Source organism: Marinomonas sp. THO17 (genome assembly GCF_040436405.1).
Classification (GTDB): domain Bacteria; phylum Pseudomonadota; class Gammaproteobacteria; order Pseudomonadales; family Marinomonadaceae; genus Marinomonas.
In genome coordinates, this window is record NZ_AP031575.1 from 192,852 (window position 1) to 216,484 (window position 23,633).

Here is a 23,633-nt window from a genome sequence, read left to right on the forward strand (position 1 = left end):
TAAAATGGGTTGGATTTTACGCAAGCTTACCTTGTTGTGTTTTTGGGGGCTTGTACTTTTTTCGATATTATTAGCGGCGATTGTTTTGGGTATTGGTTATGTTATGCCTTACCTTGATACGTATCGTCCACAGATAGAGCGTAACCTTTCGCAAATTACAGGCTATCCGGTAAGCTTGCAAGAAGTTGATGGCGCTTTAGAAGGTGTTGATCCTGTATTGTCTATAACAGGCTTTCAATTGCAGTCAAATGGAGAGTCGGCAATTGCTGTGGAAGAAATACGAGTTCGCCTTGATACCATTCGTTCACTATTAAGCTTTCAACCCCAATTTACTTATATTCGTTTTTTGCGTCCTACGATAGCTTTGCAAGAAACCGATCACCAATGGCGCTTACTAGGTGCACAGGTAAAGCAGCAAGCCAATGATGATATAGGCCTTGAACGGGTGCTGGGCTATTTATCGGAGCAAAAGAATTTCTCTATATTGGATGCAAATTTGTACATCTCCAGTCAGTATTATGGCGATCATAAACTGACCTTTCCTGAAACCTTTTTGTTTCAAAAAAAGTTTGAATCTTTACTGACGTCATCTTTTTTTGTCGATGATGAGAAACAAGCTTTTACACTTGATGCAAGAATAGAAGAGCCTCTGGGTTTTTTAGGACTGTATCGTATTGAAGCGGCGATAAATGTCCCTGAGTTTGATTTGCCCTTGTCATCCATGAGACCTAATGGCTTAGGAAAGTTATCTACTGCTAAGCTATCCGGTAAAGTGTGGTTAAACGCTTTGGTTGGCAAACAATTTGAAGTGCAATTGGCTGATACACAGCTGCAACTAGGTTTTGCTGATGGCGAGAATTATCATTTGTCCGCTGCAGCCAAGCTGGAAGTCAAACAAGACAGTCCCAGTATCAAATTAGAAATAGATGATTTGTTGCTTGACGACGGTCAAAATAGACAGATGAAAACGGATCTAAAAGTAAATTGGTCTGAGTTATCGCAAAGAACGCGCATTGCCTTTGATCGCTTAGATTTGTCTATTACTAATGATCTTGCTGCTCAATTTATTCCCGAAGATACACGGGCAGCAAAGATGTTGTCAGGTTTATCTCCGGCTGGTACTGCCATCAATGGCAGTGTTGAATTTTATCTTGAAGATCAAGAACCGCGCTTTCAATTAATTACCAACTTGGTGGATTCCTCGGTACAAGGTCACAATGGCATTCCACAAGCCAATCACATCAATGCTGTGTTCAGCCTTTCAGACACCAGTGGCTATATTGACTTTATTGGCAATCAAACTCAATTGGCATTTGATGCCTTATATGATGATGCTTGGCAAACTCAAGATGTTTCTGGTTATGTGTACTGGCAAAAACAGCAAGATATTTATCTGGTGGCAGGCCGAGATTTGCATTTGAGCCGCAATGGCGCTGAGGTTCAAGGTGGTTTCCGATTAGAAGTTCGCCAAGATCAAGCTGATTGGTTTGCTTTAGACCTGCACGCTAATAATATAGCGATTGGTGATAGATTGACTTATGTGCCTAATAACGTATTGGGCGATGAATTACAGCAATGGCTGAAGCAATCTTTTGAGAATCAAGGGCAGCTTGATGAAATGGATTTGGTGCTGCACACCAATCTTGCTGAACAATATGATTCTCATGTGCGATTACAGTTGGCCGCCAGTGATCTAGCAATCACTTTTGATCCCAAATGGCCCACAGCGAAGCAATTAAATGGCCGTTTCGAATTGACTAAGAATTCGGCGAATGCCCAAGTGTTAACGGCTCAATTGGACGAGATGGAAATTGCAGATGCCAGTATTCAGGTGTCGTTTGAGCAGGGTAAAGCGGAATGGTTGAAAATTGAAGACAGTGTAGAGGGTGATGCTAAAGACATAATGGATATGTTGTCTCAAACCCCTTTGTCGAAATCTGTATTGCAGCCCTTTTCCAATTGGCAGATAGAGGGAGGGGTCAATGGTCGATTTGACGTTGCTGTGCCGTTCGATACTCAACGAGAGCCAAAATTAAATTTAGAATTTAATTTTAACGAGAATTCTCTTTATGTTGGTGAGATTAATTTGCCTTTAACTGTTAAAGAGGGGCAATTGTCTTACAGCTCAGATAGTGGTTTGGCTGGTTCAGTCTTTGATATGGAATTACTGGGTGGGCAATCCCATCTTACTTTATCTTCAAGTAGAGAGAATGAAGTTTTTTCTGTATTAGGTGAGTTACAGGGTAGCTTTGCACCGAAGCAAGTGGCGCTATGGCAAGGATTACCTAGTTCTCTAGCAGATAAACTTTCAGGACTGTCTCAATACCAAGCGCAACTAACAGTAAATCAATCCCAGCAAGGTCAAGTCGATTTGACGCTGTCTAGTGATTTGAAGGGTAGTGGTTTGGATCTTCCTGACCCTGTTGGTAAAACGGCTGAGAGCACTAAGAACTTAGTCGTCAAGGTGAGACAGCATGATCAGGATTTACTGATTGATACTCAGTATGCGAATTTATCGCAAGGTCGATATTTATTACAGCAAGGGCAATTTATTGGTGGTGAAATATTGTTGAGTCCTAATAAAGCCTTAGTATTTTCTGACACCATTCCTAAAGGTTTGGTGATTAAAGGTGAGTTGGATGCTTTGTCCATTCCAGTATGGCAAGACGATTTGGCTGCATTGCATCAGCAAAAATTAACTGACCCTAGTGTATCGAAAAACGAACCGCCTAGTTGGTTGTCTAAAATTGAGTTAATTGTGGATCAGCTAGAGGTGAATGCTGACAACCGATGGCATAATTTGAAAGTCAGTTACGATGCCTCTCAACAAAAAGCCTTCATGGTAAACGCAGATGAAGTCAATTTTATATTGAAAAGTATAAATGATAAGCCGGATTTGCATATCGGCTTTTTAACTTGGCAGTTAGCAGAAGGTGATGACGCGAAGCAAGGTAATCAAGCAGCAGATAAACCGCCATTTGCAGTCCAAGATATACCCAGTATGACGTTAGCTGTAGATGAATTATATATTAATGAAAGCCCTTATGGGGATTGGCAGCTTGATATTACTCAGCAAGGCAATACTTTGACGGTAGAGCCAATTACCACAAGTTTGAAAACAGGTCAGTTTTCGTCTAGCTTGTTTTGGCAAGATACGGGAGAGACTTCTAACGTTGCTTTTAATATAAATGCGCAGGGCAAAGATCTGGCCGAATTGACGAAGAAATTTTCTGACGATGCGTTTGTGTCATCAAATAGTTTTGATATTAACGTTGCTTTGAGTTGGCAAGGTCATCCATTTCATTTTGATCGAGAGACATTGTCTGGGCGCATTAAGTTTAATGCCCAAGATGGAAACTTTAGTACACTGGATGAGTTGCCACCTTTCTTAAAAGTGTTAGGCATTTTCAACATGGGGGCACTGAGTCGTCGTTTAACCTTAGATTTTTCTGATATCTATGAGCCAGGCTTAACATACGATGAATTTAAAGGCGAAATGAAACTCGAAAAAGGAATTTTACACACTCAATCTCCTGTTTCAATTATTTCACCAACGGCAGAACTTTATCTGTCAGGAAAGGCCAATATAGTTGATGAAACCTTGGATGAAACCTTGACGGCCACTTTTCCAATCTCAGGTACCTTACCTTTGGCTGGTCTCATTTGGGGAACGCCTCAATTGGCTGGTTTGCTTTTTATCACAGACAAACTGATTGGAGATCAAATCTCCAAAGTGACGAGTGTGAAATACAAGGTAGAAGGGCCATTCAGTAATCCTGTGATGACGCCTGTTCGTTACACGCCAAAAGATAGGAAGGATTAATGCAGACATTAGCTGTTGCCGCTATTCAGTTGACCAGTGGTTATGAATGGCATGAAAACTTGCTGGATGTAAAGCGTTTGGTTACTAAAGCCGCCAAAGATGGCGCCCGTTTAGTTGTGTTGCCAGAGAATGTATTTTTATTTGACGGTAAAGCCATGCGTGATCTGGCGGAATCAGAAGTGCAGGATCAATTGTTTGAAGAGGTTCTGCAATTGGCGAAGAGTTTGGATATTTACCTGGTGATTGGTTCTCATCCTGCGATAGAAACGGGTGCGGGCGAGCCTGTTGATAACCATCGTGTGCGTCAAGCTTTATGGGTCATTAACCCACAAGGTGAGGTGATTTCGCGATACGACAAAATACATTTGTTCGACGTTACTGTAGACGATAAAGCGGGTTCTTATCTTGAGTCCGAAGTAATTGAACCAGGGGATTTACAAGCAAAAGTCGTCGAGATTGATGGTTTTAAAGTGGGATTAAGCATTTGTTATGATCTACGTTTTCCTGAACTGTATCGTCTGTTAACTAAAATGGGCGCTGAGCTTTTGTTGGTTCCGGCAGCTTTTACTTATGTTACGGGGAAGGCGCATTGGAATACACTATTAGCAGCCCGGGCCATCGAGAATCAATGCTACGTCCTTGGGGTGAATCAGTGTGGTTGGCATAATGATAAACGTCAGACCTATGGTCACAGCACTTTGTATTCACCATTTGGTGAAAAATTGCTTGGCTTGTCGGAAGAGCCTGGCTATTTTGTACATCAAATTAACAAATTAGACATTGCTAAATACCGTGAAAAGATGCCCTGCCTTGAGCATCGTCGATTTAGTTAGTTAGGATTAATAGATAGTAATAAGCCCGTTTGTTAAGGGATGATAAACGGGCTTATTTTTGTTTTCGTGTATTTGTTATGAAAATAACAGTGTAAAACGAATAAGATTATTCAGCTAAGCCTAAACGTTTTTCTTCTGTTTCACGTAAGAAGCGAAACAGCTTTTTACGATTGGTGGTTTTGCCTTGTTGGGAAACTTCTTTCTGAGATTGACGAATTAGGTTGCGCAAAGTTTGAATATCTTCAACTTCGGGATGTTCATCCAAGTAGTTAGCCAATTCTTCTTTACTGTTTTCACCAATTAATGCATCGCGTTTAAGCTCTAATTGATGGAAAAGCTTGTTATAAGCGGCAGATGTGGTATCAAACAGAGCCAATCTTTGTTCGATGGCTTGGTGATCTTCGCTACGCATCACTTTGCCTATGTATTGCAAATGACGACGGGTGGCTTCATGTTGCTTAATACGGTCGGCTTCATTTAAGGCGTCACGTAGTGTGTCAGACATAGGTACTTTCTTTTGCTGGCTTTTGCTCAGTTGCAAGAGTTTTTTGCCTATCTCTTGTAAGGCTTCCATTTCACGCTTGATCTGAGTTTTGCTCTTAGGGGTGTCGTCTTCGTCTTCGAATTGATCAAAATCTGTCATGAGAACCTATACAAGAAAAATAGTGGCCAAGCCTAGGAAGGATAAAAAGCCCACCACATCGGTCACGGTTGTTAAAATAACACTGCCTGCTAAGGCTGGGTCTATGCCAATTTTTTTTAATAAAATGGGCAATAAGGTTCCAGTGGTAGCGGCAAAAAGTAAGTTAATGATGGTTGCGCCTGCAATGATATAGGCAATCATAATATTGTCAAACCAAACGGCCGTAAGAGCGGCGATAACACTAGCCCAAAGGATACCGTTCAGCATACCGACAATTAATTCACGATTGAGTAGCCAGCGAGCATTGGTTGATCCTATTTGGTTAAGCGCTATCCCTCGAATAACCAAGGTCAGTACTTGTGAGCCTGCGATGCCTCCCATGCTGGCGACAATGGGCATTAAAATGGCTAATGCCACCACTTGGTCTAGGGTGTGTTGAAATAAACCAATGACATATGAGGCGATAAAGGCGGTAATCAGATTAATACCTAACCAAATAGCGCGACGTTTGGTGGTTTTTAGAATAGGGGAGAAGGTATCTTCATCATCATCCAAACCAGCCATACTTAGCATGGAGTGCTCAGCTTCGTCACGGATAACGTCTACCACGTCATCAATAGTGATGCGGCCGAGCAGTTTTTGGCTTTCTCCATCGATAACTGGAGCAGACACTAGGTCCATATTTTCAAATAGTTGAGCGACATCGCTGGCAGGTGTATCAGCGGTGATGGAAGTGTAATCCGTTTCCATGATGTCGCGTACTGTGTCGTCAGGATCACTCACTAAGAGTTTGGTTAACGTTAGTGTACCCAATAAGCGATCTGAACGGCTAACGACCAACAGGTTATCCGTCATATCTGGTAAGGTATTGTGACGACGTAAATAGCGGAATACGATATCCACAGTGATGTTCGGACGAATGGTGATGGTGTCCGTGTTCATCAAGCCACCCGCTGAATCCTCAGAGTAGCTCAGTAGGGTTTCGACACGGGTTCTGTCTTGCGCCGTCATAGACGCAAGAACTTCTTTTACGACCGTTTCAGGTAAGTGTTGTAATAAGTCGGCAAGGTCATCACTTTCAAAATGTTCTGATACTGCAACCAAGCGCTCAGTATCCATTTCTTTTAGGAACTGGACACCTATGTCTTCACTTAGATATTGAAGTACTTCCCCCTCGTTTTTAGAGTCAATTAACTCCCAAAGTAATTTACGCTCTTTTGGGGGGGAAGATTCGAGTAAACGGGCTACATCTTGTGCAGGTAGGGCGCCGTTAAGCAGGTATCGCGTCTGCATAGTTGCCCCAGACTCAAGGGACTCACTAACGGTCTGCAGATGGCTTAACGTTTTTTCAGACATGGAAACTACTCGTCTTCACCAAAACGATCATTAATCAAAGCCAAGACGGCTTTAATCGCTTCTTCCTCATCTTCTCCATTGGTTTTAACAGTGATTTCAGTACCTTTGCCTGCCGCCAACATCATCATTGCCATGATGCTTTTGCCGTCAACATTACGACCGTCCTTCTCAATGGTGATGTCACATGAGAAACGTGATGTGGTTTCAACCAGCTTGCCTGCTGCGCGGGCATGCAGGCCAAGCTTGTTGATAATAGTAATGGATTCTTCCTGCATGCTGTCTCATCCTTATATTAAAGATTCAAAGCTAGTGTATAACTCTTCATTGGTTTTTGCGTTACGAAGTTCTGCTAGTGCGTCAGGTGACTGCGCCAATTCAGCAATTTGCGCTAGAGTCGATAAGTGTTGATCGCATTCGTGAGGTGGCACAATTAAGGCGAAGATCAAGTCAACACTCTGTTTGTCGACAGAGTCAAAGTCAATGGGGCTTTGTAGTGACATAACAACAACGGCCGTACGATTGGCAGATTCTAGACGGCAATGCGGGATGGCAATGCCATTGCCTATGCCGGTGCTACCTAATTTTTCACGTGCCAACAAGGCGTCATAGACAGCTTCATTATCACAGTGTAGGCGGTTAGAAGTGATCTCCGCCAAACTTTCAAGAACCCGTTTTTTACTAACAATGTCTTGTTTAGCAAGCACCAGATCGGCTTTTAATAGTGAATTTAATGGCATGATACTTAATACCTGTTAAATCAATCTTTTTCGTTCATTGGAAGGCGGTATATTCATCGCCTCACGATATTTGGCAACGGTGCGTCTTGCTACTTGAATGCCTTGGTCCGCCAAGATGGTTGCTAATTTATTATCACTAAGTGGTTTCTTAGCAGGTTCATCAGCAACCAATTTTTTAATCATAGCGCGTATGGCGGTAGAAGAACATTCACCGCCTGACGCAGTATTAACATGGCTTGAAAAGAAGTATTTCAATTCAAAAATGCCTTTTGGTGTATGCATGTATTTTTGTGTAGTGACACGAGAAATAGTTGATTCATGCATGCCTACTTCTTCGGCAACATCATGTAATACCATAGGTTTCATGGCTTCTTCGCCAAGTTCGAAGAAATCAATCTGGCGACTCACAATACAGCTGGCTACTTTTAGCAGAGTTTCATTACGACTTTGTAAACTCTTCATAAACCATTTAGCTTCTTGTAAGGAATTTTTGATGTAGCTTACATCTTCTGCTGTAGAGGCCGTGTTGGCCATCGCAGAATAGGTTTCGTTAATCTTGATCGGCGGTAAAGCGTCATTATTCAATTCGACTTGCCAAATGCCGTTACGCTTTTTAACTGACACATCTGGTATGACATAATCCGTGTCGTCTTCATCAATGGCGGAACCTGGGCGCGGATTGAGTTGTTGGATAAGGTGAATAACTTCTTTAAGCGCTTCGTCTTTAAGCTTGGTTTTACGGCTTAACTGCACAAAATCTCGACTGCCTAGCAGATTTAAATAATGGCTGATCAAGTTTTGTGTGCTTCTGAATAAAGGGTGGTCTTGGAAAGCTTCTAATTGCACTAGCAGACAATCCCGTAAATCAATAGAGCATACGCCGACCGGATCAAAGCGTTGTAATCTGTGCTGAACAGCTTGGATTTCATCCAGTTCAAGGTCTTCTAGATCACCTGTGAGAGATTCTAGAATGTCTTCTAATGGCATGCTCAGATAACCGTCAGGCTGAACGCAATCAACAATCGCGTAAGCAATCTCCAAGTCACGGTCTGACATGTGAGTAAGATTGAGCTGCCAAATTAAATGGTCTTGAATACTCTCTGCTGGAGCATTACGACTCTCAAAGTCCATTTCATTATCGAAGCTAGTCACATCGCTTACTGCGGCTGAGCTTTGATAGGTATCATCCCAGTTGCTATCAATTGACAACTCTTCTGGGATACTTTCCGTCCATTCTGATTCTAATCGGGCTTCTTCGGCTGACTCACTGTTTGCCTTTTCTTTGCTTGTATCGTTTTCGACTTTAGATTCAATGCTGGCTGGTAAGTCGATGGCGGTTAAGTCGTCGTCATCTAATTCCAGCAAAGGATTGGATTCAAGGAATTCATGAATTTCTTGTTTTAAATCCAATGTCGAAAGTTGCAGCAAGCGAATGGCTTGTTGCAACTGCGGGGTCATGGTTAATTGTTGACCGAGCTTTAGCTGTAAAGACTGCTTCATGGAGCAACTCTGTCTGATTTAATAAATAATTGGAACGAGTTATGCATACTACTCCCTTTCTACAACAATGATAAGGGGTTACAGGCGGAAGTCGTCGCCTAAATAGACTTTTTTTACTTGTTCGTTGTTAATTACTTCACTGGCATCACCAGAAGCTATGATGTAACCATTGCCTACAATGTAAGCTTTGTCACAAATATCCAGCGTTTCCCTTACATTGTGGTCGGTAATTAAAACGCCAATGCCGTTGTCTTGTAAATGTTTAATAATCAGCTTTATATCGCCTACAGAAATTGGATCAACCCCTGCGAAAGGTTCGTCTAATAATATGAATTTAGGATTCATTGCCAAAGCACGTGCAATTTCAACTCTACGCCGTTCGCCACCAGAAAGGGCCATGCCTAAATTTTTACGAATATGAGTGATGTTGAATTCTTCCAGCAATGATTCTAGACGTTCTTTCTGCTCAGTTTTAGACAGTTCTTTACGGGTTTCTAAAATGGCTGAAATATTGTCTTCAACGGACATTTTTCTGAAAATAGAGGCCTCTTGCGGCAAATATCCCACCCCTTTTTGGGCTCGTACATGCATGGCATCTTGAGTAATGTCCTGGTCGTCGATAAAAATTCCCCCAGCATCATTGGCAACCATACCGACTATCATATAAAAACATGTCGTTTTACCCGCGCCATTTGGGCCTAGCAAGCCAACGGCTTGACCCGATTCAACAGCAACGGAGACATCCTTCACAACAGGGCGTTTTTTGTAACTTTTAGCTAGGTGTTTTGCTTCCAGTCGAGCCATGAATTAGTTTGCCTTGCTTGTTTGTGGTTGTAAGGTCATAGATACACGACCGGAATCTTTTTTCTCAGCGCTGAATGTGCCGTCATTGATCATGTATAAAATATAGTCTGCAGAGATGGAGTTTTGCATTCGACTTAGGTAGCCCTCACCAATGATTTCAAGTTTACCTTCATCTGTGGAGTAATGAATTTCATTGCCTTTGCTGATAACGATATTACCACTCCAGTCTATTTGCTGGCTGAATTTAGCTGGAGTGCCGGAAGCCTCTAAACTACTGAATTGTCGAGTTTCAGGGTTGCTCATTACTTTTAAATACTGGGCTTGAATTTCAATCGAACCTTGTTTAACAATGACGTTCCCTTTGTAAATTGCTTGCCCTGTATTTTGGTCAAAGGAAGCTTCGTCTGCTTGAATCTCTAGTGGTTTTTCAATGTCGTTAGGTAGAGCAAGGCTGTATTGACTTAATGTTATCAGAGTAATTAAACCAGATAATTTAGTGAGTTGTTTCATAATTTCCTCGTACTGATCCTGTCATAACGACTTCTTCAGAATTGATATAAGTAATAATTTTGCCTGCAGAAGTTTTGCCTTGAGAAGAGATAAGAATTGCATCTCCTTGGCTGGTTAATGATTTATCTTGGTCTAAATAATGAATAGTGTCTGCATGCAAAATCACATCTTCTGATTGCTTATATTTTTTTACCGCTTCTGCATTACGCGACAGCAAAATGTCGTTACTACCATCCTCAATAGTGCCTTGCGAAGCGTGAGCGTGCCAACTACCAGATATAGAATACCTATCTATATTTGGATTCTCCAATAAGGTACGTGACGTTTGGATGTAGTGTAGGGTTTGCTCGGCATTGATTCGCTCAATCAGGTTTCCTTGCGCATCATATCTCAGCGCGACAACCTGAGTGATAAAATAATCTGGAGTACTACTTAATGACTCAGACTCAACTAAATTGGTATGGGGTAGATTTTTGTACCAAATTAGCATTGTAATAATGGCGCACAATAGAACGATTATCAGTATATTGCGTAGACCTTTAAATGTTTTGTTTGTTGTCATTAAGCTGGGCCACCTGTACCTAGAATGTACAAGTATAAAGCGTAAGCGATCAGTAGTGGTAGTCCTAGCCATTTTGGAATGCTATTACTCTTAGTGCGCTTGAAGACAAAAATGGCAATGACCAAAGCCAGTGTTAAAAAAAGTGTCCATGGATAATCACGAGTTAAAATACTGTGATCTAGCACGCCTGGTGCTATCAGAGCAGGCAAGGGTAATACCGTTGCTAAATTGAATATGTTAGAACCTAAGATATTGCCGATGGCGATATCGTGATGTCCTTTGCGCACACTACTGATGGAGGCTGCTAATTCCGGTAGACTGGTGCCAATGGCAACAATGGTTAAACCTATTACCAATTCACTGACTCCAAGTTGAGTGGCGATTCCTATGGCGCCCCACACCAATAACTTGGAACTGCCAATTAAAACTGCAAGACCCAAGATCGCAATGAATAGTGAGTGTCCGATAGCGCTTCCATCATCTTCCGGAAGTTCTTCTGTTAGTTCGTTGGACAAATCTTTACTGCCTTTTAGTAGCAAAAACAAAATCACTATAAACGCAGCTACTAAGATAACACCGTCTAGAAAGCTGAGGTGTTGGTCGTGAATTAATAGCCCTGTTAGAAGTGTTATGCCTAATACAAGAGGGACTTCTTTGGTGGCAATGCCCGCAGTGATAGGTATGGCCGAAAACAATAAAGTGGCGCCTAAAACTAAAGCAATGTTCGCTATGTTAGATCCCAGCACATTACCCACAGCAATTTCAGGAGCCTGATCCAATGATGCAATGGCGGAGACAACCATTTCAGGTGCCGAGGTTCCTAGAGCCACTAGCGTAATGCCTATGATAATGGGGCTTACATTGAGTTTCTCTGCGACCAAAGCAGAGTTTTCAATAAACTTATCAGAACTAATAACCAAAAAAATCAACCCAGTGATCAGGGCAGCAGAAAACAACAACATGATGAAGGAATTACTCATAATTTCAGGAGCTACCATTTAATGAGGTTTGTCATTGAAATTCAAGGCTTGACCTAGCAAACAAATTGTATTTACACGGTGTGAGATTTTATTTCCGAAAAGGCGGTGTTAGTATCAGTCGATATTCGCTAGGGAATAAGGGTGTATTTGTGGAAGACGCATATATAAAGGTGCAAGGGTTAAGTTTTTATCGTGGTGAAAGAGCCATCTATAAAAATGTCTCTTTGACCATTCCAAGAGGTAAGGTAACTGCTGTAATGGGGCCAAGTGGTACAGGTAAAACCACTTTGTTGAAATTAATCGCCGCACAATTGGTGCCGGATCAGGGACAGATATGGGTAGATGGACAAGATGTTCATAGTTTGTCTCGTAAGAAGCTTTATAAAGTCCGCAAAAAAATGGGCATGCTTTTTCAGAGTGGTGCCTTGTTCAGTGATATGTCAGTGGCAGAAAACATCGCCTTTCCACTTGAGGAGCATACTCAACTCGACAAAAAACGTATTCAAGAAATTGTCATGGACAAACTTCATAGTGTAGGTCTACGTGGCGCGCATCAACTTATGCCGTCTGAATTATCTGGCGGTATGGCAAGGCGTGTAGCATTAGCCAGAGCTATCGCCTTGGATCCGGACTTGGTGATGTATGATGAACCCTTTACTGGTCAAGACCCTATCTCAAAGGGCGTGCTGGTTAAATTGATTCGACAATTAAACGATGCAGCTAACATTACTTCTGTGTTGGTGTCTCATGATGTTGAAGAATCCCTGTCTATTGCTGACCATGTCTGTATTTTGGCTGGTGGTAAAGTGATTGCCGAAGGCACTCCTGAAGAAATTCACGCTTCCAAAGATCCGCAGGTTAAACAATTTATGAAAGGCGAGCCAGATGGTCCCGTACCATTTCATTATCCTGAGCAAACTCAGTCACAAGGAGTATCAATATGAATCTTGTGATGCATTTAGGGGCTTGGTTTCTGAATTGGTTAGAAGCGGTTGGGCGTGCGGGTCTTTTTTTAGCGCAAAGCGTGCTTCGTGTCCCTGTTCGTTTCAGTGAGTCAATTCGATTACTGGTAAAACAGCTTTACTCTGTTGGTGTGTTGTCACTAGTGATTGTGGTGGTGTCTGGTGCCTTTATTGGTATGGTATTGGCTTTGCAGGGCTACAGTATTTTATCAAAATTTGGTTCAGAAGAAGCTGTGGGGCAGTTGTTGGCATTATCTCTATTACGCGAATTGGCTCCTGTTGTAACCGCTCTATTGTTCGCAGGCCGAGCCGGTTCTTCGTTAACTGCTGAAATTGGTTTAATGAAGGCTACTGAGCAATTATCCAGTTATGAGATGATGGGGGTTGACCCTTTGCGTCGCATTATTGCACCACGTTTTCTCGCTGGAGTGATCTGTTTGCCTTTGTTAAGTATTATTTTTGCAGCAACAGGTATCATTGGCGGCTTATTGGTATCCGTTGGTTGGCTTGGGGTACATGACGGCGCATTTTGGTCTTTGATGCAGCAGTCTGTGTATTTTGATACCGATATTATGAATGGCGTGATTAAGGCCTTTTTCTTTTCGGTCGTGGTGACTTGGATTGCGGTCTATCAGGGCTACGAATGTGTACCAACCTCGGAAGGTATTGGTAAAGCAACGACTCGCACTGTGGTGTTGGGTTCTTTGGCGATTTTAGCATTGGATTTTGTATTAACAGCTGCCATGTTTGGGGATTTTTAGGATGAGAAGTAAGCGTACTGAATTATTAGTTGGATGTTTTATTGTATTGGGAGTGGCAGCCTTTGTTTACTTGGCGGTGCAAGTAAGCGGCTTGGGGTTTTCTGCTCAAAAAGATTCTTACAAAATTGTCGCCAGGTTTGATGATATTGGCGGTTTGACGAGTCGTTCAAAGGTCACTATTGCGGGTGTAACAGTTGGTTCTGTTGAGTCCATCTCTTTTGATAAAGACTTGTACATGGGGTTGGTGACTATGAATATCGATGCCGATGTCGATAATATTCCTGAGGACAGTTCGATTGCCATTTTAACCAGTGGTTTATTAGGTGAGAAGTATCTTGGTATTACCATAGGTGCGGATGACAAAATGCTGACAGAAGGTGGAGAAATTTTTGATACTCAATCTGCTTTAGTATTGGAGAACTTGATCAGTCAATTCCTATTTAATTCAGGCGATTCGGAGTAATTCATTATGATAAAACTGCTGACTGGTACCTGTCTTGTTTTGTCTTTATTGCTGAGCTCAATTGTTTGGGCAAATGATAATGAAGGTGCAAGGGATGCCGTAGTGAAAGTCGTCAATGCATTCCGTGATGATATAGTAAAAGATAAGGACTTCTTAGCAAAAAATCCTGACGAACTTGCTGTCAGGGTGGATAGAATTTTAGCAGACGTAGTGGATTTTGATGATTTTTCTCGTAAGGTGATGGGGAAGTATTATCGACGAGCTACGCCGGAGCAAAGAGAGCGTTTTGCTAACGTCACTAAAGACACTTTGCTGCAGACTTATGGTTCTTCATTGTTAGAGTTAGACCCTGATCGAATTAATGTGTTGCCATTAGGACCTCAAGGTCGTGGCCGTGAAACCAAAGTTAATGTAGATTTCCAAATGGAAAATGGTAACCTGCTGAACATCATCTTCTACATGGAGCAAAACAAGAGTCAGCAATGGTTATTGAGTAATGTGGCAATTAATAACATTAATTTTGGTCTGACATTTCGTAAGCAATTTGGCGTCATGATGGAGCAGAATCGAAATGATATAGAAGCTGCGATTCTTGCTTGGAAGGATTCATTAGCGAAAAAGTCATAATATTTATAGTGACTCACTTTTAAAAATCCGCTTATAAAAGTTGTAAGCGGATTTTTTATTGCCGTTTTTTTGTGTGCTTTGTTTAAAAGCCTAAAAAAAACCATAGTTAATTTGTCATCATTGAATAAAATCTTAGAAAACAACTAATTTTTTGCTCTTAGTAGTCGTTGAAAGTGTTAAGTAGTTGGCTTTACTAAGGTAGAATATCGTCATTAAAGTACATTTTTAGATTGGAGCGACTGTGAACGCAGGTGAAGTAAAAGCACTTTTGGAATCTTCTATTCGTGATAGTGAAGTCATAGCGGAGGGAGAAGGTTGTAATTTTCAAGTAGTCATTGTATCGAGTGAATTTGAAGGTTTGTCGACGGTGAAACGTCAACAGCTTGTGTATTCACATTTACAAGACGCCATTGCCAGTGGTGCTATTCACGCTGTAACCATGAAAACTTACACGCCAGAGCAAGCAGATAAGCTGTAAAGAAATTATTATAAGAGATTGATTGTATGGATAAGCTTTTAATTACTGGTGGGTCACCTTTAAACGGTGTGGTGCGAGCTTCAGGGGCGAAAAATGCTGCGCTTCCAATTTTGGCAGCCACTTTGCTGACCAAAGATTTAATTACTATTAAGAATTTGCCACATTTGCATGACATTACCACTATGTTAGAGCTATTAGGCTCAATGGGGTGTGGTGTTGTTGTTGATGAAAAAATGAGTGTTCAATTGGACATCTCTACACTGAATAATTGTGAAGCGCCTTATGAACTTGTTAAAACCATGCGAGCTTCCATATTAGTACTAGGGCCATTAGTGAGTCATTTTGGTCGTGCCGTAGTATCTTTGCCGGGTGGTTGTGCAATTGGAAGTCGCCCTGTGGATTTACACTTGCGTGGATTAGAAGCCATGGGCGCTAAAATTGATGTCACTGGTGGCAATATTGTGGCCACCGTTGATGGGCGTTTACAAGGTGCTCGTATTTTCTTCGATAAGGTCACGGTAACTGGTACAGAAAATTTGCTAATGGCAGCAACTTTAGCAGAAGGTCAAACCATTCTTGAAAATGCCGCTCGTGAACCTGAAGTGGTTGATTTGGCTGAGTGTTTGATTTCCATGGGAGCAAAAATATCGGGTCATGGCTCGGACACTATTGTTGTGGATGGCGTAGAAGCGTTACATGGCACTACCTATCCTGTGATGCCTGATAGAATCGAGACAGGTACTTTTTTGGTCGCTGCGGCTATTACTGGTGGCAAGGTTAAAGTTATTGATACAGATGTGAAATCTCTGGAAGCCGTGTTATCGAAATTGGAAGAAGCAGGCGCTAAAGTGAGTTGTGGTGATGATTGGATTGAAGTGGATATGGAAGGCCGTCAACCGAAAGCCGTAAATATAAGTACTGCGCCATATCCTGCTTTTCCAACGGATATGCAAGCGCAATTTGTCGCATTAAACTCAGTGGCAACTGGCGTGGGTCGTGTTATTGAGAATATTTTTGAAAACCGCTTTATGCACGTAGATGAAATGTTGCGTATGGGAGCGGATATTGAAGTGAATGGTAATACGGCCATTATTCGCGGCTGTGACAAGCTAAAAGGCGCGCCAGTAATGGCAACAGATCTTCGGGCTTCGGCAAGTTTGGTGCTTTCAGCTTTGGTTGCAGAGGGCGATACTAAGATAGACCGTATCTACCATATTGACCGTGGTTATGAATGTATTGAGGAAAAGTTTGGCGCCTTGGGTGCGAAAATTTCGCGAGTATTGAATTAATATGAGTAAAGCATTAACCATCGCCCTTTCAAAAGGGCGTATTTTGGGCGAAACCCTACCGCTTTTGGAAAAGGCTAATATCATTCCCGCAGAGGACATTACTAAGAGCCGCAAGCTGATTTTTGATACCAATCACCAGCATATTAAATTGGTTATTTTGCGTGCAACTGATGTGCCTACCTATGTTGAACATGGTGTAGCGGATTTTGGTGTGGCAGGCAAAGACGTTTTAATGGAAGCTTCGACCAAAAATTTGTACGAACTTTTGGATTTGAAAATTTCCAAATGTCGTTTGATGACGGCTGGTGTTGTTGATCAGGCATTACCGCAACGTCGTCTAAAAGTTGCGTCCAAATTTTCTAAAACAGCTAAGCAATATTTTGCTGAGCAAGGTATCCAAGCGGATGTTATTAAGCTCTATGGTGCTATGGAATTAGCACCTATTATGGGCTTGGCTGATTTGATTGTAGACATAGTGGATACGGGTAACACGCTAAAAGCAAATGGTCTAGAAGCGAGAGACTTAATTGCTCCAATTAGTACCCGTCTGGTAGTGAATAAAGCGGCATACAAAACTAAATTTGCTGAGATTGAGCCTATCCTTGAAATGCTAAGAAAAGCCGTGGACGAAAACGAGGGCCAATAATTGAAACTGAACATTCGTGAGTTTTCATCAAAATCTGCAGGGTTTCGGGCGGAATTAGAGAGCCTGCTTGCATGGGACTCTGTTTCCGATGCCAATGTACAACAATCAGTAACCGATATTGTTACTCAAGTTCGTGCTCGTGGCGATGAAGCATTGGTGGAATTTACCAACCGTTTTGATCGTCGTGATGTGAAGCATGCTAAAGAGCTAGAAATTTCTCGTGAACAAATGGCACAAGCTAAGAGTCGTGTTAGTGAAGCATTAGTTTCCAGTCTAGAAGCAGCGGCGAAACGTGTCCGTGATTATCATGAGCATCAGGTACAAAACTCTTGGCAATATCAAGAAGCAGACGGCACTGTGTTAGGGCAGAAAGTAACGCCATTGGACAGAGTGGGAGTGTATGTGCCTGGGGGTAAGGCAGCTTATCCTTCTTCTGTTCTGATGAATGTTATGCCTGCTAAAGTGGCTGGCGTTGGCGAAATTATCATGGTGGTTCCTACGCCTGATGGTTTTGTGAATGATATTGTGTTGACGGCAGCCTATATTGCTGGTGTTGACCGTGTATTTACAGTAGGTGGCGCTCAAGCTATTGCGGCTTTGGCATACGGAACACAAAGTGTGCCTAAAGTCGACAAAATAGTCGGTCCTGGAAACATCTATGTAGCGACAGCGAAACGTATGGTATTTGGTGCGGTTGGCATTGATATGATTGCAGGTCCGTCAGAAATATTAGTGGTCTGCGATGGTAAAACGAATCCAGATTGGATTGCTATGGATTTGTTTTCTCAAGCAGAGCACGATGAAGACGCACAGTCGATTTTGATTTCGCCCAATATGGACTACATTCAGCAAGTTAAGCAAGCAATGGAAAGGCTAATTGAAACACAAAGCCGCAAAGACATCATAAAAGTGTCTTTGGAAAATCGAGGTGCTTTTATCCATGTCTTGGATATGGAAGAAGCAATAGAGATTGCAAATTTGGTTGCCGCAGAGCACTTAGAATTATCCGTTGATGAGCCAGAAAAATGGGCGCAAAAAATTCGTCACGCGGGTGCGATTTTTATGGGGCGTCACACACCTGAAGCCTTGGGCGATTATTGTGCTGGACCAAATCACGTTTTGCCTACTTCAGGCACGGCACGTTTTTCTTCTCCATTAGGTGTGTACGACTTTCAAAAACGTAGCTCTTTGATCAATTGTTCTCCAGAAGGTGCAAGTAATCTGGCTAAAATAGCATCGCCTTTGGCTCGAGGTGAGTCTTTAGAGGCGCACGCGATGTCAGCTGAATATCGTATTCTTAAGGATTAAACATGTTAGGCAAAAGTCACGGCCACTCTAATGCAATCTATTCGATTCGTCGTGTCACCCGTGTTCTCGCTTTGATTATCTTGTTGTTGGTAGGAGCTGGTTTTTTTCTACCAACAAGTTATCGGGTTGAGCGCAGTGTCGTGATCAATGCCACGCCACAGCGTATTCTAACCTTTGCCTTAGCTGGGGAGAATTTACCTCTGTGGCTACATGTACAAAATGGTCGTCTACAATCATCTCAGGGTGAATTGTCAGTAGGTCAGACTCTTGCCATCGATTATCAAGATAAAGATGTGAAAGGGAGTTTGACTTTGTTATCGGTAACTTCTTCGGAGTTTATGTTTGAAGTTCGTCCTAAGCCAAATGTGAATCTGGTACAGAACCAAATCCGTTTATTATCCTCTTCTGACGGTACGCAAGTTGTTTGGCGAATTGAAGGGGACTTAGATGCTGGTTTTATTGGGCCTTATTTAGCCATTTTTGCAAATGATATGGCAGGTGAGAATTTTGAAATTGGCCTGCAAAAGCTGAAAAATTTGGTAGAGAGTCAGACTCAATAAACAATTCTTTGCATGGTAGGTTGTTTTTCTAAGATTATTTTTGCTTGGTAAGATTGCCGACCTCTTAAGCCTAATAAAGAAATACTGGTGCCAGGTTTCAATGAGGCTATCATTCTTTGAACTTGATATGGGTCGGTACTGGGGGTTTGATTTATCTCTAAAATGATATCGCCCACTTCAATGCCGGCTTTTTGGGCTGGGCTCGATTGGGTTATGTCGCTGACCAATAGGCCATAATCACTTGGTAAAGCCAAATTGTCTGCTAGGTTCTGGGTGATTCTTTGAGCTTCCATTCCCAAATATCCGCGTATTACTTCACCGTGGGTAATTATATCTTGCATCACAGCCATAGCATCGTCGATGGGTGTGGCAAAACCAATACCTTGCGATCCGCCTGAGCTGGAATAAATGGCAGAGCTGATACCAATGAGTTCTCCGCGCATATTTACCAAGGCGCCACCAGAGTTACCTGGATTAATTGCTGCATCAGTTTGTAGAAAATTTTCGTAGGTATTTAAACCAATGCTATTGCGTCCTTTGGCGCTAATGATGCCTGATGTAACGGTTTGACCAATATCAAATGGATTGCCAATGGCTAAAATTCGATCGCCAATTTGCATTTTGCTGCTGTTGCCGATTTTTATACTAGGTAAGTCGTCTATTTGGATTTTTAAAACCGCTAAATCGGTTGAAGGGTCTGAACCAATAAGTTTGGCTTGTAACCGTCTTTCATCGTTTAATGCCACTGTAATGCTTTGTGCGTTTTGAATGACATGATGATTGGTTAGGATAAAACCGTCAGAAGTAATGATGACGCCAGAACCTAAATTCGTCGTTTGAGTAACAGCACCATTTTCGCTCCAGTGGCGCTTTTCCAATTTTTGGCTATAAATGCTAATAACAGAGGAGGCAGTGGCATTTACCGTGTTTGCGTAGCTTTCAACCTTATGTATATTTTCATAGGCCTGCATGAGTAATGCTGTTAAGCCTATACAAGCACCTAGTAGAATGGCGATAATGGTTGGCATTAAATAAATTTTTAACTTCATAAATAAGGAGCTGTTTTGTTACGCAGTGAGTTTGAATTATTACTGAATCGAACACTGAGTCCAAGCCGTTTTAAAGATTATGCGCCAAACGGCCTTCAGGTAGAAGGAAAAGACGAGATTCATCGAGTGGTAACAGGGGTAACCGCTAATCAAACTTTGATTAATGCTGCGGTAGAATGGCAAGCAGACGCAATCTTTGTGCATCATGGTTATTTCTGGAAAAATGAGTCTCCTGAAATAGTTGGTATGAAATATCGTCGTATCGCTACTTTAATCAAGAATGATATTAATCTGTATGGCTATCATCTGCCTTTAGATGCTCATCCCGAATACGGTAATAATGCTGGCTTGGCCAATGTGCTGGGGCTTGGTTCTCGTGAGCCTCTGCAGTCTTGGTTACCTATTGAGGAGTCTATAGGCATTGTAGGTGAGCTTAATGAGGCTATGACGTTGGATGCTTTTCAACACTTGATTGAAAAAGGTGTGGGTCGTGAGGTCTTGTTCGAACGGGTGTCTGATCTACCTATCAAGCGAGTGGCTTTGTGTACAGGCGGAGCGCAAGGTTATATTGAGCAGGCTTTAAAAGTAAAAGCGGATGTCTTTATTACGGGGGAAGTATCGGAGCAAACGATACATATTGCCCGAGAAATGGGGATTCACTTTATTGCAGCAGGCCATCATGCTACGGAGCGATTTGGAGCTCAAGCTATGGCTGCTTTCTTGGATAGGCAGGATGATTTGCAAGCTATATTCATAGATGTGGATAATCCGGCTTAATATTTTAGTAAGAGATAAAAAAACGGGCAAAAGCCCGTTTTTTTATCTGACAAAGATGTTACTTAAATTGTTCGCTTTGGTTCTAGATCGGTATTTTTGTTTTTAAGTCCAAATGCTTCACTCAACATACCATGATCTTTATCATTCTTCAGAGCATAATCTCTTGGTGGTTCATTCGGGTTAGTTTCTAAAGTGTCTCGGTGAGACATAGGAGCATCTACCTTTACATTGCTTATTTGAGAAGCGCTGCTGGCTAGGTTAGCTCTTAGTTCGCCAAGACGCTTTTCCACTATGTTGAGTTGTTCATTACTGTCGGCAAAAAAATTATCAATAATGACTTGTTTGTTGGCTAATTCCTGCTGCAGGGATTTCATGGTTACCAAGTTGTCGTTTGCTTCAATTGGCTTGTTATTGTTCTTGTTTAGAAGGTTTTTGATCGAATAGGTCGCAATACTACCAAGGATAATTCCAGTAATAAAAACAATGACATTGAATTCTTCTAAATTCATAACTCTCTCCTTATGACATCTTCCAATTATAACTCATATCACTTTCAGGGTAACAGGATGAGAGGTGTTGTTTAAGTTACAATTTGTTAGAATATTCATAATTTATTTATCCATACGAAAGACTGACAATGACCCCAATATCTCGTTATCAAGAAGACCTTAAGCGTGAGGATTTTCACTATGACCCTGCGCAAGAAGAAGCTGTAAAAGCATTACAAGAATTATTTGATCGTTTAGTGAGTAAGCAAGCCTTGCCAGAATCTGCTGGTCTGTTTGGTTTGTTTAAAAAGAAGAAGCCAGTAAAAGTAGAGCAGGGCTTATATTTTTGGGGCGGTGTTGGTCGTGGAAAAACTTACCTAATGGACACTTTTTTTGATTGTCTGCCAACGGAAAAGAAGATGCGCCTTCATTTTCACCGTTTTATGCAAATGGTGCATCAGGAGTTAAGAAAGCTTAAAGAGGTTAAAAATCCATTAGAGATTGTTGGTAAGCAAATTTCAGATAAAGCGCAAGTCCTGTGTTTTGACGAATTTTTTGTAACTGACATTACGGACGCCATGATACTGGCAGGTTTGCTGGATGAATTGTTTAAAAATGGTACCACTTTGGTGGCTACTTCAAACATAGAGCCAGATGGTTTGTATAAAAATGGACTGCAACGTGCACGCTTTTTGCCTGCGATTGCTTTAGTCAAAGAAAATACTAAGGTAATGAATGTTGATGGTGGCATAGATTATCGTCTTCGAACACTTAAACAGGCCAAGTTGTATCATTTCCCATTAGATGATCAGGCCGACCAAGAGTTGCAAAATCGCTTTATGAGTTTGATCACCGATGCTTCACATATAGTAGAAGGTGGAGTGGTTGAAATTGAAGGTCGTGAAATTCCTCTTTTACGAAGTTGTGAGGACATGGCGTGGTTTGATATTAAAGCGCTTTGTGATGGGCCTCGTAGTCAAGTGGACTATATCGAAATTGCTCGTTTGTATACCACTGTGATTATTTCAAATTTGCCTCAAATGGACGCATCTCGTGATGATTTGGCGCGTCGTTTCATCAACTTGGTAGATGAATTTTATGATCGTCATGTTAAAGTTATTTTCTCCGCTGAAGTCGCTATTCCAGATATTTATCAAGGAACACGTTTGAAATTTGAATATGACCGAACGATCAGTCGTCTTTTGGAAATGCAATCAGAAGAATATTTGTCGCTAGAGCATCGTCCTTAAGGATGAAATGCAAAGTGCTTTTAAAAAGATATTTAATGCTGTATACTTCGCTCGCCTTTTTAAAGGTAAATGTACGTTTATTGTTCAGTTTCTTATTGTTTAATAAGAGTAAGCAATAAACCAATAATAATAGGTATAGCGTGTTAATCACGCGTATTGATAGGGTTTTTTGATGAAAACTTTTACTGCTAAACCTGCTGAAGTACGCCGCGACTGGTTCGTGGTTGATGCTGAAGGCAAAACTCTAGGTCGTTTGGCTACCGAAATCGCTCGCCGTTTACGTGGTAAGCATAAAGCTGAATACACTCCTCATGTTGACACTGGTGATTACATCGTTGTTATCAATGCTGAGAAAGTTCATGTTACAGGTAACAAGGCCGCAGCGAAACAATACTACCGCCACACTGGTTACCCAGGCGGCTTGCGTTCTATGAATTTCGAGAAGTTGATTGATCACGCTCCAGAGCGCGTTCTTGAAATCGCCGTTAAAGGTATGTTGCCGAAAGGTCCTTTGGGCCGTGCAATGCACAAGAAAATGAAAGTATACGCTGGTGCAGAGCATCCACATGCTGCTCAACAGCCTCAAGAACTTAACATTTAATACGGAAGATCATTATGTCAGCTACTCAATACTACGGTACAGGTCGTCGCAAAACGTCTACCGCTCGTGTGTTCCTAAAAGCCGGTTCTGGTAACCTAGTTATCAACAACCGTTCTCTAGACCAATACTTTGGTCGTGAAACTGCTCGCATGGTTGTTCGTCAGCCTCTTGAGCTTGTTGAAGCGACTGAAAAGTTTGATGTTTACATCACTGTTAAAGGTGGTGGTATTTCTGGTCAAGCTGGTGCGATCCGTCATGGTATCACTCGTGCGCTAATGCAATACGATGAAGCCCTACGTCGTCCTCTACGTTCAGCTGGTTACGTTACTCGTGACTCTCGTGAAGTTGAGCGTAAGAAAGTTGGTCTTCGTAAAGCGCGTCGTCGTCCTCAGTTCTCAAAACGTTAATAATCGTTTTAGAATCTGTATTAAAACGCTTGGTAATTACGCCAAGCGTTTTTTTTGTTTTAAATATGCTCTCGCAGCAATCTTGTAACAAAATGATTTTTCAAAGAAAAAACATTTAAAAGATGATAGAATGGAGCATATTTTTAGTGGTGGTGTCAGCTAAGTGTCTGCCATCACACTGATTTGATTATTTGTCCTCTTTTTTAGAGGGTTTTGAAG

General features: G+C 41.7%; 26 protein-coding genes. 15 read left to right on the forward strand and 11 right to left on the reverse strand.

Going from position 1 to position 23,633, the window contains the following annotated elements:
* Positions 1–4 precede the first annotated feature (4 nt).
* Complete coding sequence (locus ABXS85_RS00845; RefSeq protein WP_353668156.1) at positions 5–3,823, forward strand: YhdP family protein; 3,819 nt, start codon at positions 5–7, stop codon at positions 3,821–3,823.
* Positions 3,823–4,656 (forward strand): carbon-nitrogen hydrolase family protein, encoded by an 834-nt coding sequence (locus ABXS85_RS00850; RefSeq protein ID WP_353668157.1) that lies wholly within the window; start codon positions 3,823–3,825, stop codon positions 4,654–4,656. Before ABXS85_RS00845 ends, ABXS85_RS00850 begins: the two co-directional genes overlap by 1 nt.
* A 106-nt stretch (positions 4,657–4,762) precedes the next feature.
* Here ABXS85_RS00850 and yjgA read toward each other — a convergent pair whose 3' ends face one another.
* From yjgA to ABXS85_RS00895, 9 genes are all read right to left on the reverse strand, one after another.
* A complete protein-coding gene (gene yjgA / locus ABXS85_RS00855) occupies positions 4,763–5,299 on the reverse strand; it encodes a ribosome biogenesis factor YjgA (protein ID WP_353668158.1) in 537 nt (178 codons plus the stop codon).
* Between the two features lie 6 nt (positions 5,300–5,305).
* Positions 5,306–6,655 carry a magnesium transporter gene (gene mgtE / locus ABXS85_RS00860; RefSeq protein WP_353668159.1) on the reverse strand — a complete coding sequence of 450 codons (1,350 nt, stop codon included), beginning with the start codon at positions 6,653–6,655 and terminating at the stop codon, positions 5,306–5,308.
* 5 nt (positions 6,656–6,660) lie between these two features.
* The gene (locus ABXS85_RS00865; RefSeq protein ID WP_353668160.1) at positions 6,661–6,930 is read right to left on the reverse strand and encodes an HPr family phosphocarrier protein; all 270 of its coding nucleotides are present in this window, start codon (positions 6,928–6,930) and stop codon (positions 6,661–6,663) included.
* Positions 6,931–6,942: 12 nt separating this feature from the next.
* Positions 6,943–7,392 (reverse strand): PTS IIA-like nitrogen regulatory protein PtsN, encoded by a 450-nt coding sequence (gene ptsN, locus ABXS85_RS00870; RefSeq protein ID WP_353668161.1) that lies wholly within the window; start codon positions 7,390–7,392, stop codon positions 6,943–6,945.
* A 15-nt stretch (positions 7,393–7,407) separates the two neighbouring features.
* A complete protein-coding gene (locus ABXS85_RS00875; RefSeq protein ID WP_353668162.1) occupies positions 7,408–8,892 on the reverse strand; it encodes an RNA polymerase factor sigma-54 in 1,485 nt (494 codons plus the stop codon).
* Positions 8,893–8,970: 78 nt separating this feature from the next.
* On the reverse strand, positions 8,971–9,696 hold the full coding sequence (gene lptB / locus ABXS85_RS00880) for an LPS export ABC transporter ATP-binding protein (protein ID WP_353668163.1): 726 nt from the start codon (positions 9,694–9,696) through the stop codon (positions 8,971–8,973).
* Between the two features lie 3 nt (positions 9,697–9,699).
* Positions 9,700–10,206 (reverse strand): lipopolysaccharide transport periplasmic protein LptA, encoded by a 507-nt coding sequence (gene lptA / locus ABXS85_RS00885; RefSeq protein ID WP_353668164.1) that lies wholly within the window; start codon positions 10,204–10,206, stop codon positions 9,700–9,702.
* On the reverse strand, positions 10,190–10,696 hold the full coding sequence (gene lptC / locus ABXS85_RS00890) for an LPS export ABC transporter periplasmic protein LptC (protein WP_353668165.1): 507 nt from the start codon (positions 10,694–10,696) through the stop codon (positions 10,190–10,192). Before lptC ends, lptA begins: the two co-directional genes overlap by 17 nt.
* A 71-nt stretch (positions 10,697–10,767) precedes the next feature.
* Positions 10,768–11,748, reverse strand: a complete 981-nt coding sequence (locus tag ABXS85_RS00895; protein ID WP_353668166.1) for a calcium/sodium antiporter — start codon at positions 11,746–11,748, stop codon at positions 10,768–10,770.
* Between the two features lie 149 nt (positions 11,749–11,897).
* Between ABXS85_RS00895 and ABXS85_RS00900 the strand changes: the two genes are divergently transcribed.
* The 9 genes from ABXS85_RS00900 (at position 11,898) to ABXS85_RS00940 (ending at position 18,842) form a co-directional block, all read left to right on the forward strand.
* Positions 11,898–12,692, forward strand: a complete 795-nt coding sequence (locus ABXS85_RS00900) for an ATP-binding cassette domain-containing protein (protein ID WP_353668167.1) — start codon at positions 11,898–11,900, stop codon at positions 12,690–12,692.
* Positions 12,689–13,471: a lipid asymmetry maintenance ABC transporter permease subunit MlaE gene (mlaE, locus tag ABXS85_RS00905; protein WP_353668168.1), complete on the forward strand. Its 783-nt coding sequence runs from the start codon at positions 12,689–12,691 to the stop codon at positions 13,469–13,471. Before ABXS85_RS00900 ends, mlaE begins: the two co-directional genes overlap by 4 nt.
* Before the next feature lies 1 nt (position 13,472).
* On the forward strand, positions 13,473–13,934 hold the full coding sequence (gene mlaD, locus ABXS85_RS00910) for an outer membrane lipid asymmetry maintenance protein MlaD (protein WP_353668169.1): 462 nt from the start codon (positions 13,473–13,475) through the stop codon (positions 13,932–13,934).
* Positions 13,935–13,940: 6 nt separating this feature from the next.
* Positions 13,941–14,561 carry an ABC transporter substrate-binding protein gene (locus ABXS85_RS00915; protein WP_353668170.1) on the forward strand — a complete coding sequence of 207 codons (621 nt, stop codon included), beginning with the start codon at positions 13,941–13,943 and terminating at the stop codon, positions 14,559–14,561.
* A gap of 241 nt (positions 14,562–14,802) precedes the next feature.
* The gene (locus ABXS85_RS00920; RefSeq protein ID WP_353668171.1) at positions 14,803–15,039 is read left to right on the forward strand and encodes a BolA/IbaG family iron-sulfur metabolism protein; all 237 of its coding nucleotides are present in this window, start codon (positions 14,803–14,805) and stop codon (positions 15,037–15,039) included.
* Positions 15,040–15,065: 26 nt separating this feature from the next.
* On the forward strand, positions 15,066–16,328 hold the full coding sequence (gene murA / locus ABXS85_RS00925; RefSeq protein WP_353668172.1) for a UDP-N-acetylglucosamine 1-carboxyvinyltransferase: 1,263 nt from the start codon (positions 15,066–15,068) through the stop codon (positions 16,326–16,328).
* A 1-nt stretch (position 16,329) separates the two neighbouring features.
* Complete coding sequence (gene hisG, locus ABXS85_RS00930) at positions 16,330–16,974, forward strand: ATP phosphoribosyltransferase (protein WP_353668173.1); 645 nt, start codon at positions 16,330–16,332, stop codon at positions 16,972–16,974.
* On the forward strand, positions 16,975–18,282 hold the full coding sequence (gene hisD, locus ABXS85_RS00935; RefSeq protein WP_353668174.1) for a histidinol dehydrogenase: 1,308 nt from the start codon (positions 16,975–16,977) through the stop codon (positions 18,280–18,282). It begins immediately after the preceding gene.
* Positions 18,283–18,284: 2 nt separating this feature from the next.
* Positions 18,285–18,842, forward strand: coding sequence for an SRPBCC family protein (locus ABXS85_RS00940; RefSeq protein WP_353668175.1), 558 nt, complete (start codon positions 18,285–18,287; stop codon positions 18,840–18,842).
* Here ABXS85_RS00940 and ABXS85_RS00945 read toward each other — a convergent pair.
* The gene (locus tag ABXS85_RS00945) at positions 18,836–19,891 is read right to left on the reverse strand and encodes a trypsin-like peptidase domain-containing protein (RefSeq protein ID WP_353668176.1); all 1,056 of its coding nucleotides are present in this window, start codon (positions 19,889–19,891) and stop codon (positions 18,836–18,838) included. The two genes, ABXS85_RS00940 and ABXS85_RS00945, sit on opposite strands and share 7 nt — an antisense overlap.
* Positions 19,892–19,906: 15 nt before the next feature.
* On the opposite strand from ABXS85_RS00945, the gene ABXS85_RS00950 reads away from it, so the two are divergent.
* Positions 19,907–20,668, forward strand: a complete 762-nt coding sequence (locus tag ABXS85_RS00950) for a Nif3-like dinuclear metal center hexameric protein (RefSeq protein ID WP_353668177.1) — start codon at positions 19,907–19,909, stop codon at positions 20,666–20,668.
* Between the two features lie 62 nt (positions 20,669–20,730).
* Here ABXS85_RS00950 and ABXS85_RS00955 read toward each other — a convergent pair whose 3' ends face one another.
* Complete coding sequence (locus ABXS85_RS00955; RefSeq protein ID WP_353668178.1) at positions 20,731–21,177, reverse strand: DUF1043 domain-containing protein; 447 nt, start codon at positions 21,175–21,177, stop codon at positions 20,731–20,733.
* 128 nt (positions 21,178–21,305) lie between these two features.
* On the opposite strand from ABXS85_RS00955, the gene zapE reads away from it, so the two are divergent.
* The 3 genes from zapE to rpsI all read left to right on the forward strand — a co-directional run bounded on the left by zapE (position 21,306) and on the right by rpsI (position 23,414).
* Positions 21,306–22,406 carry a cell division protein ZapE gene (gene zapE / locus ABXS85_RS00960; protein WP_353668179.1) on the forward strand — a complete coding sequence of 367 codons (1,101 nt, stop codon included), beginning with the start codon at positions 21,306–21,308 and terminating at the stop codon, positions 22,404–22,406.
* Positions 22,407–22,578: 172 nt separating this feature from the next.
* Positions 22,579–23,007, forward strand: a complete 429-nt coding sequence (rplM, locus tag ABXS85_RS00965; RefSeq protein WP_353668180.1) for a 50S ribosomal protein L13 — start codon at positions 22,579–22,581, stop codon at positions 23,005–23,007.
* Between the two features lie 14 nt (positions 23,008–23,021).
* Entirely contained in the window at positions 23,022–23,414 is a 393-nt protein-coding gene (rpsI, locus tag ABXS85_RS00970) for a 30S ribosomal protein S9 (RefSeq protein WP_353668181.1), read from the forward strand.
* Positions 23,415–23,633: the final 219 nt, after the last annotated feature.